14 protein-coding genes are annotated in these 17,417 nt (G+C 58.1%); 9 read left to right on the forward strand and 5 right to left on the reverse strand.

What is annotated here, in order from left to right; translation table 11 throughout:
• Nucleotides 1–21: 21 nt before the first annotated feature.
• From ACVW17_RS16670 to ACVW17_RS16705, 8 genes are all read left to right on the forward strand, one after another.
• Nucleotides 22–1,764 carry a class I tRNA ligase family protein gene (locus ACVW17_RS16670; RefSeq protein WP_456798975.1) on the forward strand — a complete coding sequence of 581 codons (1,743 nt, stop codon included), beginning with the start codon at nucleotides 22–24 and terminating at the stop codon, nucleotides 1,762–1,764.
• Nucleotides 1,765–2,232: 468 nt separating this feature from the next.
• On the forward strand, nucleotides 2,233–2,895 hold the full coding sequence (locus ACVW17_RS16675; protein WP_456798976.1) for a hypothetical protein: 663 nt from the start codon (nucleotides 2,233–2,235) through the stop codon (nucleotides 2,893–2,895).
• A gap of 25 nt (nucleotides 2,896–2,920) precedes the next feature.
• Nucleotides 2,921–4,231, forward strand: coding sequence for a lysine N(6)-hydroxylase/L-ornithine N(5)-oxygenase family protein (locus ACVW17_RS16680; protein ID WP_456797603.1), 1,311 nt, complete (start codon nucleotides 2,921–2,923; stop codon nucleotides 4,229–4,231).
• A 56-nt stretch (nucleotides 4,232–4,287) separates the two neighbouring features.
• Nucleotides 4,288–4,620 (forward strand): cupin domain-containing protein, encoded by a 333-nt coding sequence (locus tag ACVW17_RS16685; protein ID WP_456797604.1) that lies wholly within the window; start codon nucleotides 4,288–4,290, stop codon nucleotides 4,618–4,620.
• A complete protein-coding gene (locus tag ACVW17_RS16690) occupies nucleotides 4,617–5,687 on the forward strand; it encodes an NAD(P)/FAD-dependent oxidoreductase (RefSeq protein ID WP_456797605.1) in 1,071 nt (356 codons plus the stop codon). The genes ACVW17_RS16685 and ACVW17_RS16690 overlap by 4 nt, the downstream gene beginning before the upstream one ends.
• 30 nt (nucleotides 5,688–5,717) lie before the next feature.
• Nucleotides 5,718–6,890, forward strand: a complete 1,173-nt coding sequence (alr, locus tag ACVW17_RS16695; RefSeq protein ID WP_456797606.1) for an alanine racemase — start codon at nucleotides 5,718–5,720, stop codon at nucleotides 6,888–6,890.
• A 68-nt stretch (nucleotides 6,891–6,958) separates the two neighbouring features.
• A complete protein-coding gene (locus ACVW17_RS16700; protein WP_456797607.1) occupies nucleotides 6,959–7,630 on the forward strand; it encodes a hypothetical protein in 672 nt (223 codons plus the stop codon).
• 295 nt (nucleotides 7,631–7,925) lie between these two features.
• Entirely contained in the window at nucleotides 7,926–8,138 is a 213-nt protein-coding gene (locus ACVW17_RS16705) for a hypothetical protein (protein WP_456752885.1), read from the forward strand.
• A gap of 1,488 nt (nucleotides 8,139–9,626) precedes the next feature.
• Here ACVW17_RS16705 and groL read toward each other — a convergent pair.
• Nucleotides 9,627–11,267: a chaperonin GroEL gene (gene groL / locus ACVW17_RS16710; protein WP_456752886.1), complete on the reverse strand. Its 1,641-nt coding sequence runs from the start codon at nucleotides 11,265–11,267 to the stop codon at nucleotides 9,627–9,629.
• Between the two features lie 83 nt (nucleotides 11,268–11,350).
• Nucleotides 11,351–11,665, reverse strand: coding sequence for a co-chaperone GroES (groES, locus tag ACVW17_RS16715; RefSeq protein WP_456797608.1), 315 nt, complete (start codon nucleotides 11,663–11,665; stop codon nucleotides 11,351–11,353).
• 482 nt (nucleotides 11,666–12,147) lie between these two features.
• Here groES and ACVW17_RS16720 point away from each other — a divergent pair, with 482 nt between their 5' ends.
• The gene (locus ACVW17_RS16720) at nucleotides 12,148–12,795 is read left to right on the forward strand and encodes an FkbM family methyltransferase (protein WP_456798977.1); all 648 of its coding nucleotides are present in this window, start codon (nucleotides 12,148–12,150) and stop codon (nucleotides 12,793–12,795) included.
• Between the two features lie 1,043 nt (nucleotides 12,796–13,838).
• Here the strand turns inward: ACVW17_RS16720 and ACVW17_RS16725 are convergent.
• Genes ACVW17_RS16725 through ACVW17_RS16735 form a run of 3 tightly spaced genes read right to left on the reverse strand, consistent with a single transcriptional unit; the run spans nucleotide 13,839 to nucleotide 17,403 of the window.
• Nucleotides 13,839–15,200: a condensation domain-containing protein gene (locus ACVW17_RS16725; protein WP_456797609.1), complete on the reverse strand. Its 1,362-nt coding sequence runs from the start codon at nucleotides 15,198–15,200 to the stop codon at nucleotides 13,839–13,841.
• Between the two features lie 17 nt (nucleotides 15,201–15,217).
• Entirely contained in the window at nucleotides 15,218–16,465 is a 1,248-nt protein-coding gene (locus ACVW17_RS16730; protein WP_456797610.1) for an MFS transporter, read from the reverse strand.
• On the reverse strand, nucleotides 16,462–17,403 hold the full coding sequence (locus tag ACVW17_RS16735) for a sulfotransferase family protein (RefSeq protein ID WP_456797611.1): 942 nt from the start codon (nucleotides 17,401–17,403) through the stop codon (nucleotides 16,462–16,464). Before ACVW17_RS16735 ends, ACVW17_RS16730 begins: the two co-directional genes overlap by 4 nt.
• Nucleotides 17,404–17,417: the final 14 nt, after the last annotated feature.

The following is a 17,417-nucleotide window of genomic DNA, read 5'->3' on the forward strand; positions in this document are numbered from 1 at the left end:
ATAAAAGTCACTCGTGCGGATATGAGAAGAAGCCCGACGATCTCACGGATAAACGTAGCGAATGCGCGTCCCGTCGATGTGTACGTATCTCCCGTCAACTTGACGGCCAATGGCAGAGCACATCTGGGCCATGCCGCGGGGCCGTATCTCAGAATGGATATTGTGCAGAAGCACCTCAAGAGAGCGGGCCATCATGTCCGTTCGGGGCTGACGACCGACGGTTTCGAGAATCATGTCCTGGTTCGAGCGGCCCGTGAGAACGTCGATCCATCCGACCTAGCCCATGCTTTCCATACAAAAATCGTCGAGGATCTCGCCTCGGTAGGTATCGCTTTCGATCATTTCGATGATCCGGCGTATGGCAGGAATTTGCGGCGCTTTACGAAGGTCGGCAACGCGCTCATGGGGGCCTTGTCTGCAGCGGGCTCGCTGCATTTCCCCGCCGTGCACTTGCCAATGGACGATGCGGGTTCTGCCGCTACACCACGAGAAGAGCGGTTCTGCATCGGAGGCTGGTTCGGTGCCACTTGTCCGGTTTGCCTGGCCGCAGCAGGTAGCTTCTTCTGCGAACGGTGTGGACATCATTTCGAGCCCGAGGAAGCGTTGAATCCGTTATCGAGGCGCGGGCGGATTGTCGAGTGGCCGGAGAATATTTCCGCGTTCCTTTCAATTTCGGAAAAGGACCTGCTTTTACGAGCTTGGGACGATACTGCCATCGAAGCCGGCTTTCTGGAGATAGGACATCGCTATGTCGCGCGCAAAGGACAGCAGATGCGTCTGACCGTGCCGGGACTCCACGGGGTGGCCTGGAAGTCGCAGCATTTCGACACCCAGCAGATACTGTTTAGCTACTCCTCGTTGCTCTACGCTCATTCTCTCTATTGCGGGCAAAAGGACACGGAGGACGCGGGCAAGCCAAGTCCTTTTGCGCGCGAGTCGGATGCGTTTCTCATCGGCGGTACCGGTATCGATAACACCATTCCGATGCTTGTCGGAGTTACTGGATGCGCGTTAGGCCAGAACTCGTTTCGCTCGTTCGATCGAATTTTCTTTAATCACTTCCTTCGGCTGAACGGATCGAAGTTCTCGACCAGTCGCGGGCACGTGATCTGGGCAGGTGAAATCGCCAGGATTCCAGATATATCCGTCGATGTACTTAGAGTGTACCTGTCCGAAATCTGCCCGGAAGAAGCTGAGACCGATTTGGTGCCAGAGCAACTGGTCCACCGTTACAATGCTGTTCTCGATAAGACATCTGCGGCCATCGACCGTTGCACGGAGGCCATCGACGCGATGCCGGCTCTTGCTGGATGTCACGTCGATGGCGCGATGATGGTCACGCTGGATGGGCTCTACGAGAAACAGTGCGCCGCACTTTCGCTCGATCATCTGCGCGTATCACAAGCGTCGCGACCGGTCATCGATTGGGTCGATCATCTTGACGACGCGTCGGACCATCAGTGCGCTTACACTTGGCTTATGGGATTCAGCATATTGGCTTGGCCGCTGATGCCTAAGATAGCAGGAGCCTTGTGGCACTGGCTCGGGCATGATGGACATCCCGTCGCTGCACGTGCATCGACACCTTCATTCCAACGATGCGGGACCGCACCGCAGATCGGTGGCGCAGGATGGCGGCTGCGGATATTGAACGATGCCTTGCGGGGAAGATTGCAGCATGACGCGCGCCGCAAACATCGCTCCTGCGGAGAAACTGCCCAGTACAGTCCCCTTGGAAGTTTCCATCCCTTTCATGCTTGGTAGTATCAGTCTGGCCACATCCTATGGCTCAAGCTTCTTCCTCGTGGACGCCCTGGGGGCGATTGGGCAGAGCGCCACGACCGCTGGCGCCGTCATTTCGACCGGTACGATCGCGACAATACTGTGTTCGCTCGTCGTCGGCCGTGTCGCGGATTCAGTGGGCTTGACGCGAACTATCAGCGCGGCCGCGGTGATGATGACGATCGCGATGGCATGTTTCGCATCAGCATCAACTTCGACGCTCTTCGCTTACCTCGGTGGATTTTTTCTCGGCGTTGGATGGTCCGGCTTTTATATGCTGGCGCCGCTCGAAGTCCTGAGGCACGTCCGGTCTGAGGCTCGTATCAAGTATCTTACCCTGCTTTCAGGGTCTCAAATGCTGGGTATTGGACTTGCTGTTCCTCTCGCGCGCGCCGTCGCCAGACTGCAGGATCCTATATTGCGGTTTATGCCCTGTTCGCCGCGGCATGTATTGTCGGCGCGACCTTTTTCGAGTTTGCCGGCAGCAGGGTGGCCCACGCTGCTCAACCGAGAACGCCGAATGTAGGTCTCACCCTGGACAGCGTGATGGAGGTCTTCAGATCGAGCACGCGCTATCCGATCATCATGATTGGCGTAGGGGGATGCGTTTTCGCCGGTCTTTTCACGTTCCAAACGCTTTACGCGGCGTCTCGGGCGCAATCTGCCGACACGTTCTTTCTCGTCTTCACGCTGACTGCCGTTTTCATGCGATTTGCGGTGGCGCCGATCATTGGAAAATTCCGCATTGAACACACGATCGCGGTGCTCTTCATGTGCACAATTGCCGGACTGCTGATCCTCTTCGTAAATGTAGACAGTACGGCGATCTACATCTTCGGAACAATGGTGTTCGCGCTGGGATACGGTCTAAGCTATTCGACGCTGAACAGCATGGCCGTCGATCTTGCCGACCAGGATGGGACCCCCCTTGCCATTGCGTCTCAGGTATTCACGCTTTCCTACTTCGTCGGGCTGTTCGGATTTCCGATCATCGCTGGACAAATCGTGAAGGCCAGCAGCTTCGATCATCTTCTGATGAGCATGATGACGCTTGTCGTCGCCAATACGGTAATTCTTGCGACACAGGTGTTCTCGGCCGGCCGGACGCACTGACCAGCTTCTTGCGGAGAATCACGGGATGCCGAAGCAAAGCGATAACCATGACGTAGTCGCGATTGGCGCGGGTCCGGCCAATCTGAGCTTGGCAGCGCTCGCAACTCCAATTCCGGAAGTTTCCTTGAACATCCTCGAGAGTTCGGAGAACCTCAAGTGGCATCCCGGCCTGCTCATAGCAGGGTCGGTCATGCAAACCAGCCCGCTAAAAGACCTGGTCACGCCGGCGGATCCGACGAGCGCATACAGCTTCCTCGCCTATTTGCGTGATAAACGGCGACTTTATCAAGCTATTGTGCGGGGACTGGCGTGTGTCGGCCGCAGTGAATTTGAAGACTATTTGCGCTGGGCAGCGGCGAAGCTCCCAAACATTCGATTTGGCGAGCACGTTACCGCAGTCGAATTGCGCGGCGAGCTCTTCAATATCATAACGGGTTGCCGCAATTACCAAACCAGTACGATTGTGGTTGGCGTGGGCAGGGTACCGTCTGTCCCCGAATGGGGCCGTAATGCACCACCAAACGAGGTGTTTCACGGGAGCACCCTTCTCCTGCGGCGGCGTGAGCTTTCCGGCAAGCGCGTTGTGGTCGTAGGCGGCGGCCAAAGCGGAGCCGAAATATTTCTTCATCTGCTCGGGGGCGCGTGCGGTTCGTTGGCAACTCTGACCTGGGTGACGCGCCGCGCAAACATATTCGCGCTCGAAGACAGTCCTTTTGTCAATGAATGGTTCTTTCCACAATATAGTGATTGGTTCTTTGACAAGAGTGCGGCGGCCCGGAAGGAAATTCTTGAGCGACAGTCATTGGCCAGCGACGGCGTCAATGGCTCGACACTGCGCGCTATCTACAATGCATTGTACGATCGCGAAGTTCATAAGCGGTCCTACCCGCAGCATGTGGAAATACGCGTGGCCACGACGGCTGAAGACTTGCGCGGGCTCTCTCCCGTTCGCTTGCGCTTGCACCACCAGCAGACGGGCACTTGTTCACAGCATGTCGCAGACATTGTCGTCTTGGCGACAGGCTACCGCACCGAAATCCCTTCGTTTCTAAAGCCGATCGAAGGTCGGCTCACGGTCTTGGATGCCCCGGGTGGCTCCCAAGAGATCATGGTCGACAGGGAGTTCTCGGCGCGCTTTGACGGTCCCGGAAAGTGTCGTTTGTACGTCCAAAACGGCGCACGCTTTCAACATGGCATCGCTGATACAAATCTGAGCCTGGTTCCTTGGCGCGCTTCGCTGATCCTCAATTCGATCATCGGCCGCGCAGCTTACGATTGCGGGCCTGCAACGGGTGCGGTCAAGTGGGGTGGCGTTGATCTTGAGACCTCCTGCTGACCGGCGAACGGGTCCGCGGCATGTCACGACCAGCCTTTAGTCATTCGGAGTATATCATGAAGAACGCACAGTTGATGACCTTGGGTGAAATGACGGTCTATAGTCCTGGTGTAATCTTGCAACCCGTCCGAGATTCCGAGACCGCCTGTCCCGTCGAACTCATCGAATTCCGACTGGATCCGTTCGCGGTGTCGACGCCTCATTCCCATCCTTCCTGCGAGATCTGGCGCATCACAAGCGGCCACGGTCGGGTGATAACGGATGATGGAGAGTTGGCTATTAAGGAAGGCGATCTGGTGTTTTTGCAGCCAGATCGAACCCACTATCTTGAAAATCGTGGCAGCGAAGTTCTGAGTGCTTTGTCCATCGCCTGGGAGCGGGCCAGATGACCGACAGCATTTATGACCTGGCGGTCATTGGAGCCGGCGTCATGGGCCTGAGTGCCGCCTTCATTGCAGCGCGTAGTAGTCCTCGGGACAGAATCGTCATCTTCGAACGAGAGACGGTAGGGGCGGGTGCCAGTGGATTTGCTCCGGGAATCCAAATCAACATCGGCCGTAATGAAAAGGAAAGAAGCCTGTTCAATCGCGGTTCGAAGATTTGGCAAGAGCTGTATCCCGATGGGCGGTGGCCCGATGGTCGGAACTGTGACGTGTTCTGGTTGACTCGTCATCCGACTGAACTCGCTCAGATGAATTGCGTGGGCGATACCGTCCCATCAGCATCCTTCACGCTCACAGAGAGGCTTTCCTCGCTGCCGCGGTTTTTGGTTCCCGACGATATGACCGTGATGCTGGATCGTGGGTCTTACTGCCCGGTCCGTTCCATTCTTCAGGATTTGGCCCAAAGGCTCAAAGCCGGGGGAATTTCGATATGCGAGGGCACATCTATCGAACGGATACGGCAGGGGTCAAACCGTATCCTTCTTCAGGCCGCTGATGATACCGAACGCTCGGCAAGGCGAGCCATTCTGGCAATCGGTCCATGGCTTCAAGGATCACCGTTGCGCGCGCATCTCGCGGACGAGCCGCGATTGCGAGTAAAAAAGGTCGTTGCACTTCACTTGGCGGCGCGTCCTACCGCGAACTGTCCAATGATCGGCTTGTTCGATGACTACGCATTCCTCATTCCCATGATGGAGGAGGGGTATTGGCTGTTCAGCTTCACATCGCAAGAATGGGATGTGAGGCCTGACGCCGGCGGGCTGCAGGTCAGTTCGGACGATCTGGCGCGAGCCAACGCAATCCTGGCAAAATGGTTTTCCCCGGACATGCCTGCGGTGGCATCAGCGCGTGTGTTTTGCGATTGCTATTCAGACGATGGTGTTCCGTTCTCTCGTCCGGCTCAAGATGTCGCCGGACTGTATGTCATTGGCGGCGGAGCGGGTAACGGGTTTCGCTTCGGGCCCGCGTGTGCGGAAGACGCAATAGGATCTCTGTATTCTCACCACCGATAGGTTCGCCGGCGTGCCGTGATAAGAAGACGAATGCCAGATACGATTGGTATGGAAGCCGATCCCCAGCATGATCTTGCAGCTGCTGGCCGCGAGACGTCGAGATCGACCATGATCGTCGATCTCAGCGCCATTGAAGCCAATTATCGCAAGTGCCAGGCGCTTGCGCCTCGCAGCGCTTGCGGCGCCGTTGTCAAGGCTGATGCCTACGGTCTTGGCGCGGCACGGATCGCGCCCTTCCTGGCTTCGCTCGGTTGCGCGCACTTTTTCGTAGCCGATGTGGAGGAAGGCATTGCCCTCCGCGATGAGGTGCCATCGTTCGCAAAGATTTATATGCTGCACGGCGCTATGCCAGGCATGGAGCCGGCGGCCGAGCAGCACAATTTGCTGCCAATCCTCAACAGCAGGGAGCAATTGGAGGCTTGGCTTCGGCATTGCCGGCTTCGGAATCGTGCGCTGCCAGCAGGAATTCATGTCGACACGGGCCTGTCTCGGTTGGGCTTTTCCGTTGATGAGCTGCACACGATCGCCGGGAATGGAAGCGCGTTATCGGAAATGCCTGTCGTGCTGTTCATGAGCCAGCTCGCTTGTGCAGAGTGGCGAAACGAGGTCTGCCTCGAGCAACTAAATCGGTTTCGCAGACTTGCCCATTTGTTCCCGAATGCGATTCTTTCTTTATCGAATTCGGCGGGATTGCTCGCCGGGTATGAATTTCACTTTGATCTCATAAGAGCCGGTGGAGGAATCTTCGGCTTCTCGACGTCCGATGATCCCGATTTCAAACCAAGGCAAGTCGTCCGTCTACGAACGAAAATCATCCAATCCCGTGTAGTCGAGCGCGGAGAAACCATTGGCTACTTCAGGTCCTACACTGTGAAGAGGCGGATGCGGATCGCGGCGGCCGCTATTGGTTATGCCGATGGATTTCCGCGTACGCTCGGCAATCGGGGGCATGTCTTCATATGTGGGAGTCGCGTCCCTATCGTCGGGTTCGTTTCAATGGATGTTATTACCATTGATGTAACTGACCTGCACGAGAATTGGACGCGGCCCGGTACGGTGGTGGACCTCATTTGCCCCGAGCAAACCGTTGGAGATATGGCGTCATCCGCGAAAATGCTGAGCGATGAATTGACCACAGGCATCGGATGGCGATGCCGCAGGCTTTACGTCTCATCCGAACGAAATGATATGAGGCACCGGTGAACTCCTCCACTTGCAGATCCCAGCAAGTCAATCGGGCGATTTATCTAGGCGATGAAGGCGTACGTCTCATGCGTCCGACCTATTTCACCGCTGAGGTGCGTCGATTCCACCGCCGCGAGAAACTGTTCTACCTCGATCTCCTGGATGCGACCCGATACGAGTTGATCATAGAAGTAGGTTGCAGCGGCTATCGCCTTATCGGCATCAAAAGCGACGACAATGATTATCTTGGCATCGATATAAGTCCACCTCGTTTGCGCCGGTTAAAGAGCAGGAGAGGAGCAGTGATCCGTTGTGAGGCCGGAAAGTTCTTCAAAAGAACACGGCTGATCGAGGAGATAATGCGCCGATATGAGGAAAGGGTGCTTTGCATACTGCCATTTAATTTTCTTGGTACGATGGATGCGCCGATCGACTTTCTGACGCTGGTCTGTAAAACGCCATTTGATCTAGCTTTGTCGCTTTTTTCGACGAGCGAGACGGCAACATTGGCTCGCCGCGAATACTATGATCTTTGCGGCATTGCCGTTCGGGAGGTGGTGCGCACGGATGACTATGTTCGGTTAGATTGCTCGAACGGGTTCCAAGCGTTCGCTTTCGATCCGATCGTTCTCGTGAACCACGTATCGGCGTATGGCTTCCGCTTGAACGACATAGAATATTTTGATGTCTGTAACTTCCTCCATTTCAAGAAGAGTCACCAGGAAATAGCTGGTCAAGATGCTGAACGCAGATGTTAGATCGTCGACGTCAGGCGGCAACAAGCAACAAGGAATGCTACCGTCATTTGTCGGCCCAATGAGGCAACGACGAGCATAGGGCCGTGCCAAACCGAGAGCTGAGGCTCGTGCCGATCGAGGCGGCGTCGCGGAGTGTTGCTTCGGCTTCGCTCCGCTTCTTGCGATGAGGCTGAAATCGTACTGCGCAGCCTTCGGCGTTCCGTGCAAATCCCTTGTGCACTTTCTCGAGACTGTGTCGTCCAAGTCACCAAAGAGTCTGAGCTTCGGCCTATGTTCAGCCGGAGAGAGGACTTCCATGTACGACGTCTACCTGAACGAACGGAACGACCTTCTCGTCGTTCCTCGAGGCAGTTGCATTCCAATCGATCTCAACAGGAACTGGCGAAAGAAACGTGTCGTTCGCTCGGTCAGCGAGCAAATCCGCGAAGATGTCCGAATCCATGGCTACCATCGGCGAAAGCTCCCGCTAAGTCGCTCGATGAAAACCTTGGCTGGCACGCCGGCTTGATACTTACAACGAGTGATCTGCAAATAGGTTGCGAACGACCGTAAATTCGCGGCGTTTTATTGGCGGGCCGAGAGTGCCAAAGCTCCTTTCGCGAGCGAGCGCCTTCCAGTGATCCGGACGAGACGTCAGCGCTTGCAACAACCCAAACGATCGCACCTGCCTACAGTGATAGCGAGCGGCTTTATGGGACTATTTCCCGCTTTCGCGGAGTGGACGCGATTTGGCATGCTCGTCCAAACCGATGTACGCGAAGACACCGGTGAGCAAACAAAAGGGCAGGATCGGGGTACCCGTCAGGACGTTGACGCGTATTGGCCGAGATTCACACGCGTCATTTGCGGAACCCAAATGCATTCCGATGATGCGAGCGCAGCGGGAGCTGTTTTCATTTCGTGTTCTTCAGCCCTAGCGCGGCCGCTGATTTCGGCGACCGGCGGCTCGGTGAGCTTAGCTTCAACCCCTCGGTGGGCCGCTTCTTTACGTGATCTTGGTGCGTTGTGGCTAATCAGGGCGCTACCAGAGAGCTTGTCGGCGCTATTTCTCCCAAGCTCGATCAGCCGGATCGATCGTCCATGCCTGAAGGAAATCGAGTAACGAGCGCGCTCGTGACGTATCCGTTAGCGCGGTGTCCTCCGCAGCGACTTCCTATCGCCCGAGCCGAACTTATTCCTGGCCACCGCCAGATGGCCCTGCTTTCCCGAGAAGTATCTTGGCACGCCGCCACAACTGTCCTGGTCAGATAGCTGCGACAATGCCAAACACCGTGTTCGGAAGAAAACGTTGTCCACCCGAATGTCGAGGTCCGCGGCTTGCTAACGCAACTCTATAGTAAATGTACATCGCTCGCGGCTTCGTTCAGAGCTTCGTCGGCTCTGCGGCCCTCGACCATTGCCTCTACAGCCTCGATAACGCGGCGCCGCGCGGCTTGATTTTTGATCGATCGAAATGCACGCAGCAATCGAAAGATCTCTGCGGCGTCTCGAGCAAGTTGCTCCTTAGTCAAAACTCATACCCCATCATCTAAGCGGCCCTGTGCCCCCCGCAGTTCAACTAGATAACATGCTGACACACACCAGATCCCTGGATCGATCTGGAACGTTGGCTTCGAATTGAGAGGTCCGAAACCCGCGATCCGAGGACATGTGCTCATGGAACGTCATCAATATTCGGTGGTGATCGGCAAAACGCATTCGGGCACGCGGTGGAGCACAGTCAGCGTATTTTCCGTAGCATACACTACGGGTTCATCCGCCGCTATGCTGATGCCCATTCATTCTGCTCAAGGCCGAGCGGCGCCCGAAGACGTCAGGCTAGCTAACTTAGGCGCTGATATAATGGCTCAATGGTCGGCCGTCGGGTTTTTCGGGGCCAGCCGTCAGCTTCCGGCTGGCAATAGCCCCCCGCGGGTGCAAGACTGGCCGAAGTCGAAAAACCCTGGCATTGCTGCCAGGGTTCTGCATTTCGTGGATCGCCTTGAGCGGCCGGACCTTAGAAGTCCATGCCGCCCATGCCGCCGCCCGGAGGCATTGCGGGACCCGGCGCGATCTTCTTCGGCAGCTCGGCAACCATCGCTTCCGTGGTGATCAAGAGTGCCGCTACCGAGGAAGCGTTCTGGACGGCGATGCGCACGACCTTGGTCGGGTCGATGATGCCCTTTGAGACAAGGTTGCCGTACTCGCCGGTCTGGGCGTCGAAGCCGTAAGAGTACTCACCCTGCTCTAGGACTTTACCGACTACGATCGAGCCATCTTCACCGGCGTTGATCGCGATCTGCCGGGCCGGCCAAGAGAGCGCCTTGCGCACGATCTCGACGCCGGTCTTCTGGTCGTCGTTCTTGGTGCGCAGGCCCTTGAGCTGCTCGGAAGCACGCAGCAGGGCGACGCCGCCGCCCGGGAGAATGCCTTCCTCGACAGCCGCGCGGGTCGCATGCATCGCGTCATCAACGCGATCCTTGCGCTCCTTCACCTCGACCTCGGTCGCGCCGCCGACGCGGATCACCGCGACGCCGCCCGCGAGCTTGGCGAGACGCTCCTGCAGCTTCTCGCGGTCGTAGTCCGAGGTGGTTTCCTCGATCTGCGCCTTGATCTGGGCAACGCGGGCGTCGATGTCGGCCTTCTTGCCGGCGCCGTTGACGATCGTGGTGTTTTCCTTGTCGATCATCACCTTCTTGGCGCGACCGAGCATCTGCAGCGTGACGTTCTCGAGCTTGATGCCGAGGTCTTCCGAGATTGCCTGGCCGCCGGTCAGGATCGCGATGTCCTGCAGCATGGCCTTGCGGCGATCGCCGAAGCCCGGAGCCTTGACGGCCGCGACCTTCAGGCCGCCACGCAGGCGGTTGACGACGAGGGTGGCGATCGCTTCGCCTTCGACGTCTTCAGCGACGATGACCAGCGGCTTGCCGGTCTGCACCACGGCCTCGAGCAGCGGCAGCAGCTCGTTCAGCGAGGAGAGCTTCTTCTCGTTGATGAGGATGTAGGCGTCGTCCATCTCAACGCGCATCTTGTCGGCGTTGGTGACGAAGTAGGGCGAGATGTAGCCGCGGTCGAACTGCATGCCCTCGACGACGTCGAGTTCGGTCTCGAGCGACTTGGCTTCCTCGACCGTGATCACGCCCTCGTTGCCGACCTTCTTCATGGCGTCGGCGAGGAACTTGCCGATCTCGGCATCGCCGTTGGCCGAAATGGTGCCGACCTGGGCGATCTCCTCGTTCGAGGTGACCTTCTTCGAGTTCTTCTGGAGGTCGGCCACGACGGCTTCGACCGCGAGGTCGATACCGCGCTTCAGATCCATCGGGTTCATGCCGGCGGCAACCGACTTTGCGCCTTCGCGCACGATGGCCGCCGCAAGCACGGTCGCCGTGGTGGTGCCGTCGCCGGCCGCGTCCGCTGCCTTGGCCGCGACTTCGCGCACCATCTGGGCGCCCATATTCTCGAACTTTTCCTCAAGCTCCACTTCCTTGGCGACGGCGACGCCGTCCTTGGTAATGCGGGGAGCGCCGAACGACTTCTCGAGCACCACATTGCGGCCCTTCGGACCGAGGGTGACCTGCACGGCATTGGCGAGGATGTCGACACCACGCAACATGCGGTCTCGCGCTTCTACGCCGAATTTGACTTCCTTGGCTGTCATAAATCGAATTCCTCTGTGTAGTTTCTCATCCTGCGGTGCGCCCGGCAGGGCGCTCGTCGGGGGTGAGCGGTGGGAGCGCTGGACTAGGCGGCTTTCTTCTTGGAAAACACATCGGTGAGAACGCCCATGATATCGCTCTCCTTCATGATCAACAGCTCCTGACCGTCGACCTTGACCTCGGTTCCTGACCACTTTCCGAAAAGTACGCGATCGCCGACCTCCACATCGATCGGAATCAGCTTACCGCTGTCGTCACGTCCGCCTGGGCCAACCGCGACGACTTCGCCTTGCGAGGGCTTTTCCTTGGCTGTGTCGGGAATGATGATGCCGCCAGCTGTCTTCTCTTCAGCGTCGATGCGCTTGACCACGACGCGGTCGTGAAGCGGACGGAAATTCATGCAGGCCTCCTGAGCATTTGAACAAGTGGACGATGGGCACATTGTGAACAGCCCCACTGTTGCAAGAGCCAGGCCAGAGATGAGCAGAGTAATCCGCCTGCAGTTCTGCTGAATCGCGTATTGGCCGGCTCTGTGTTCGTTCGGAAGCAAGCACTCTCATGTACACAGCTTCCCAGGCTGTTACGAATCCGACATTGCGTTTCGTCAGGAGGGCGACCTGACGGTAATCGAGCGCCGACAGTCTCTTTCCATAGCTTCTCCGCGGTTCTTCTTTCTCGGCCCGCGACCAAATCTGCTCGTACGAACTCGGCTGGGGAGCAACTATGCGGCCGGCCTGGTTGATATCGACGGCATTTCGCTGAGGGATCGGATCAGCGTATAAATTAATATACGTTGATATACGTTGTGCCGAAGCGTCTGCCGTGTGATTGCGGGTTTGAGGACGAATTCAACCAATCTCCGCGCCAATGGAAAAACAACCTGTGTCGTCTGTAGAAGTACATCAGCACATCATCTCGCTTCTTCAGAAGCCGGATCCGGTCATCCTGGATATCGGTTGCAATGACGGAACCGATACGCAGCATTTTCTTGCCCTGTGCCCACAAGCTCGGCTTTACTGCTTTGAGCCGGACCCTCGGGCGATCGCGCGCTTCAAACAGAAGTTGGGTCCTTCCCTCGAGAAGGTGAAGCTGCTTGAAATCGCGATCAGTGATCGCAACGGGACGATCGATTTCCATCCAAGCAATGCGGATGGAGATGCAAAAGAATGGGATCTTTCCGGTTCAATACGCCGGCCGAAAAACCATCTTACCGAGTATGATTGGGTTCGGTTCGATCGCCCGTTTTCGGTTGAAACCCGACGGCTGGACGATTGGTGCAGCGACGCCAAGGTGAATACGGTCGATTTCATCTGGATGGATGTCCAGGGCGCGGAGGCCGACGTCATCGCCGGCGGCATGCAGACCTTGAGCAACACGCGATTCGTCTACACGGAATATAGCGACAGAGAGCTCTACGAAGGGCAGCTGTCGATGCAAGCCATTCTCGAACTATTGCCGTCGTTCGAAGTGGCGGCCCATTATCCACGCGCTGTGGAAGGTGATATCCTGCTCAGGAATACGCGCTTTTAGCGCCCGCGACTATCCGGCCCTCATTCAGCCTTGTAAGACTTGCCGCGTAATCTCCCGCGTGCCGCTGCACGACGGCCGATTACAACGATGCTGTCGTCCGGATAGGTGCGCTTTGAACATTTCTTTCACGATCTCCAGTCGCCATGCGGGTCTTGGCGATGCTCCATAGGTAGGATCTTTCGATGATTTTGTTGATCGTGTGGCAATCATTTATTCGGCGAGCTGGCAGGGCTAGCGACCCCGGGGCCAGCAGCTCGAGCTTTCTCAGATGCATGAACCAGAACCGCCAGCCGACGCTCTAAGCGCTTGATCGTCTGAACTGCTGCTGCATGCTCTGGCCCTCTGGGAAGCCGGTCAACTGTCTTGAATAAATGCCAGAGCAACTGCGTCAGTTCTCGTAGATCCTTTAGGCTCGCCACTTCGATTGCGCGCCTAGTACTTTTATTGTGTCGATCAGAAGGCATGCTGAAGCAGTCCTGTTCAGCCCAAGTCAATCGCCCAGTGAGGTTGGTAGCGCGTTGGTCGTCTTCGTCAGCTGCAGCTCGTATTCTGGATAGCTGTTAGAAAGCATCGTCGATGGGTGCCTCTGCGTCATCACGTTGCCAATACATTTGCATCAGCACAAATCGCGAAAAAATCCGTTCCATGCAGGAAGGAATCCATTCATTGAACGTAGACCTGCAACGGCCGTGCCATAGTCTAACCCGATTTGGAAAAACCGCATACGGGGATGCTGCCTCGCAGTTGATCGGTTTCTAAATCCGACATGCAGGTCGGCACTGTGTTTGTTACTTTCAGGAATACGAATTGTGTCGAGTCGGGCTGATCACGATCATCTTGATCGCTCGCAAGCCATCCGTGAGAAGTTCGTCCAAACCAGAAGATGGAGCGCATAGGCATATGCTTGCGCCGGCCTCCCTGCAGGTACCGGTCCCGGTAGGGTTTGATCGGACCTCCCGGATTTGACCTCGCTTCGGATCACCCAATCGCGGATGATCTGATTGTAGCGCGGGCGGCTCTTGGTCAACTGTCAGCTGCCTTCGTCAATCGATGGAGCGTCGCGGCGGTGGACGTGCGCGGCCGATCAGATGAGCCTGCGCAGCCACTTCAGCAAGATAGTGGTCCATTGCGCTTCGCGCGGTGGCTGTGCCAGGATGGCGGAAGTTCACGGAAATCCCGTCCTGCCAGCGACTGACCCATAGGTACGTCTCGCAAGCATCAGAGCTGCGGCTGATCAGAAACTTCGTCCGCCAATGGCGCCAACAGTCCGACCCGGGCACCGTCCGGTTGTCCATGTAAGAGACCATAAAGCGGTCGCGCAGCGTGGTGCCGATCAGCTCCATGGCCTTCGAAAACGGCACTTGAGCTGTTTTCTTGGCGCGTTTGAGCTCGAGCCGGGCGGCGTGCAGGATTTCGGGCAACGTATCGGCCACCCGGAAGCTCACCGGGCTCATCCCGACATACCATCCAACCGAACGCATCGATGGCAAATCGTACCGAGTGTGAAAGGGCGCAACGGCGTGGAATTGCCGTTGGTTCGCCAGTGTTTTTCCTGCCAGCGCCAGACAGGCGAATATTCCCGTCGCCGCGTTTCCGCCCTGAGACCTGCAGCCGCGATCGAATTCGGATGCCCCAGCCGCATCGAGTAGCCACATTTGCCCGCTGCGCTGCAGGCATCGCTCCGGAACGTCGAATGGTAGCGGAAAGTCGGGTAATTGACCGCCGTTCGCCCCGATCAGTTCGCGCCAGTGGCCGATCGCGGGATGGTCATCGGTTAGGCCTGTCAGTCGCTCTCGCTCGACCTCGGCGTGATCCAGATAGCTGTGCACCGGTGCCAGCAGGGGGGCCACTCCATGGATCGCGGCTGTGTACAGTTCGCGGATCTCATGCGGTACCAAGGCCATCGAATAGGCATCGCTAACAGAGTGGTCGCAGGCGAGCAGGAGGCTCGTCGATGTCGGCCGGCTGATCGTAACAAAGACATATGCTGGCCAGCGCAGGGGATTGGTCTCCGCGTCGAACAGCTTTTCCAGGAGCTGAGCAAAGTCGTCGGCATCGACCTGCTCACCCTCAACGGTCTTCTCAAGCGCGACCGCGTCTGGATCAATCGTTGTGCGATGAATTGTAGATCCCTCCTTGGTCAAGCGGCTGCGTAATACCTCGTGCCGGTTGACCCAGCCGAGGATCGCTTTGCGTAGCGCGGCGGCGTTGAACTCACCTGGCAACTCGAATGCTGCGCCAAGCCAACCCGGCTGGCCATCGTCCGCAGAGCGAAGATGTTCCTCTTGAACATAGGAGGGCCGGCGTGGGTCAGGGCGCCACCTGACAGGAGCTGGGACGTTGACTCGCCACACCAGGAGCCGGCCCGGCCGCCGATCAAGATCGACGAACTCTTTGAGGTCCATGAGCGGGTGCCTCGCAGTCACGGACGCAAGCTGCGCGTGGTGCGCAGCGGCGACCGCAAAATCCACGCTATCGAGGCCGTGCCAAGCACGCTGCTCACGAGTAACGTGGTACGCAGGCTCGTTGCAGCAGCGGCCGCGCCGCCGGCCAGCGCACCCAATGAGGCCAATCCCCACACCACGCTGCGGATGCTCGCATTGACCCGGCCCTGCAAGTGCTGCGGCACCAACACATATCGAATGGGGACCTGCTGCACGTTGTAAATTCCTTGGCCGATCCACAGAATGAATTGGGAGAGCGCCACGCATGCGACTGCGGCCCACAAGGGTTGGGTGAGGAGGGCCGTCACGGCCATTCCTCCGGCGCTCACTGCCAGACCAACCATTAAAATTGGGCCGAGGCCAATTGCCCGGCCCGCCCGCGGGGAGATCGCCGCGCCGACCACTCCGCCCAGCGCACCGATGCCGAGCACCATGCCGACGATCCGGGCGTCGAACCCGAGACCCTTGGTCAGATGCAGCAGAAAGACCGCAGAATACGCGTTGTGCCAAAAGACGAATGTCGCGCTGGCCAACGTGACTGCCCTCAAAATCGGATTGCCGAACACGCTCGCCAGCCCCTCTGCCACTTGGCCGAGCACCGCGCTCGATGCGGCCTCCGAGCCCCCACCGCTACGCATCGGCACCAGCGACAGCAACGCGGCGGCAACCAGAAACGAAACCGAGTCCGCCAGTATTGCGGACGGGGCGGAGAATTCGGTGACGAGCCAACCGGCCAGGAACGGACCTGCCGCCATCGCGCCCGCTTGGCTGAGCTCCAATGAACTCTGCGCCCGAACCAGCTGGGAGCGCTCCAGAACGGTGGGTATGCACGCCAGATATGCGACGTCGGCGATCACTGCAGCGACCCCAACCAGCATGCTTGTCATGTACAACTGAACCAGTCCAAGATGTCCAAGGCGGGCGAACAAGGGAATCGTGGCAAGCGTCGTCGCCATCGCCAAATTGGCGGTCAAAAGGATCTGCCGATACGGGAGGCGGTCCACGATGACCCCGGCGAACAGACTCACCACCAGGTACGGCGCCCGACCGCAGGCCAGCAGGAGCCCCGTTTGCGTCGGGCCAGCATCCAGCAAGGTGATTGCGGTTAGCGGCAGCGCCAGCATGGTTACATTGGAGCCCAGCAGCGAAATAGTTTGGCCGACGAGCAACGCGAGATAACTTCGCGGCAGTCCGCGCAGCGGAGCGGGATTGCGCGGGCGGCTCACGCGTCGCCAGACACGCTGCGAACCGACAGATATCCCAGTCGGCTCAGCTCACTTTCCGCGATCTGCTCGAACTCATCGATCTGGGCTCGCGCCAGATCCTGGACGTGCCGACCGATCCTGCCCTGGTGCAGCGGCCTGCCCGCAGCCTCGGCCGCCGGATGGCCGTGCGGTTGTTCGAACAATACGTGCTCGTATTCAGCGTGACGCAGCACGGCCTCATCCCAAGGCAGGCCGAGGTGGTCCAGAATTCGAGCCAGAGTGGGACGGGGACTGCTTACAAGATCCTCGTAACGCACCTCAAGATAACGGTCAGGCGGCGCAATTCGATGCGGCCGGGACACCACTTCGAGCCAACCGCGCGCGGCATCGGAAACCGTTCGATATCCCCAATCAGGAACGGTATTCAGATGAGAGGCGGCTACGTCGCGGCCGTCCCGCACGATATGAACGAAATGTGCGCGTGGCCACAGCCGGGCGAAGTCGTCGGTCTGGGCGATCTTACGCTGCAGTTTCAAGCCCCAGCGCTGGGCCCCGCTACGTGCTCGACGCAATTCGCCGATCTCGTTGATAAGGCGGCATCGGGCGGCGAACGAAACAATATCGTCGCCCGTCTTGGCCATCACCTTGCTGACCAATTCACGCATGTCATCGAAGTCGAGGCCGAAGCGGCGGCACTGGACCACGAAATGCACCCCGTCATACCAGAACGGGTCGACAGTGTTTTTGGTCATGCCCGCGACCCGGGAATCGCCGGACGCCAGCAGGTCGATCGCGCGCAAGACGTGCGGACCGAGATTGAGTGGTTCGAGGAAGTCTATCTCCGGTCCGACTACCAAATCCAGATGCGAATCCAGCACGATGCTCAGCAATGTGGTGCCCGAGCGGTTCTCGCCGCCGAGCAGCACCGGGGATGTGGAAAATGGATTGGGCAGCGGCATGGCCGTGTTCTCCG

This window comes from Bradyrhizobium sp. USDA 4473, assembly GCF_054063335.1.

Excerpts from the sequence above, each read along its gene's own strand:
- alr (WP_456797606.1), top strand. The coding sequence starts at position 5,718 with ATGCCAGATACGATTGGTATGGAAGCCGATCCCCAGCATGATCTTGCA.
- ACVW17_RS16735 (WP_456797611.1), bottom strand. The coding sequence starts at position 17,403 with ATGCCGCTGCCCAATCCATTTTCCACATCCCCGGTGCTGCTCGGCGGC.
- ACVW17_RS16685 (WP_456797604.1), top strand. The coding sequence starts at position 4,288 with ATGAAGAACGCACAGTTGATGACCTTGGGTGAAATGACGGTCTATAGT.
- ACVW17_RS16680 (WP_456797603.1), top strand. The coding sequence starts at position 2,921 with ATGCCGAAGCAAAGCGATAACCATGACGTAGTCGCGATTGGCGCGGGT.
- ACVW17_RS16705 (WP_456752885.1), top strand. The coding sequence starts at position 7,926 with ATGTACGACGTCTACCTGAACGAACGGAACGACCTTCTCGTCGTTCCT.
- groES (WP_456797608.1), bottom strand. The coding sequence starts at position 11,665 with ATGAATTTCCGTCCGCTTCACGACCGCGTCGTGGTCAAGCGCATCGAC.
- ACVW17_RS16700 (WP_456797607.1), top strand. The coding sequence starts at position 6,959 with ATGCGTCCGACCTATTTCACCGCTGAGGTGCGTCGATTCCACCGCCGC.
- ACVW17_RS16725 (WP_456797609.1), bottom strand. The coding sequence starts at position 15,200 with ATGGACCTCAAAGAGTTCGTCGATCTTGATCGGCGGCCGGGCCGGCTC.
- ACVW17_RS16690 (WP_456797605.1), top strand. The coding sequence starts at position 4,617 with ATGACCGACAGCATTTATGACCTGGCGGTCATTGGAGCCGGCGTCATG.
- ACVW17_RS16670 (WP_456798975.1), top strand. The coding sequence starts at position 22 with ATGAGAAGAAGCCCGACGATCTCACGGATAAACGTAGCGAATGCGCGT.
- groL (WP_456752886.1), bottom strand. The coding sequence starts at position 11,267 with ATGACAGCCAAGGAAGTCAAATTCGGCGTAGAAGCGCGAGACCGCATG.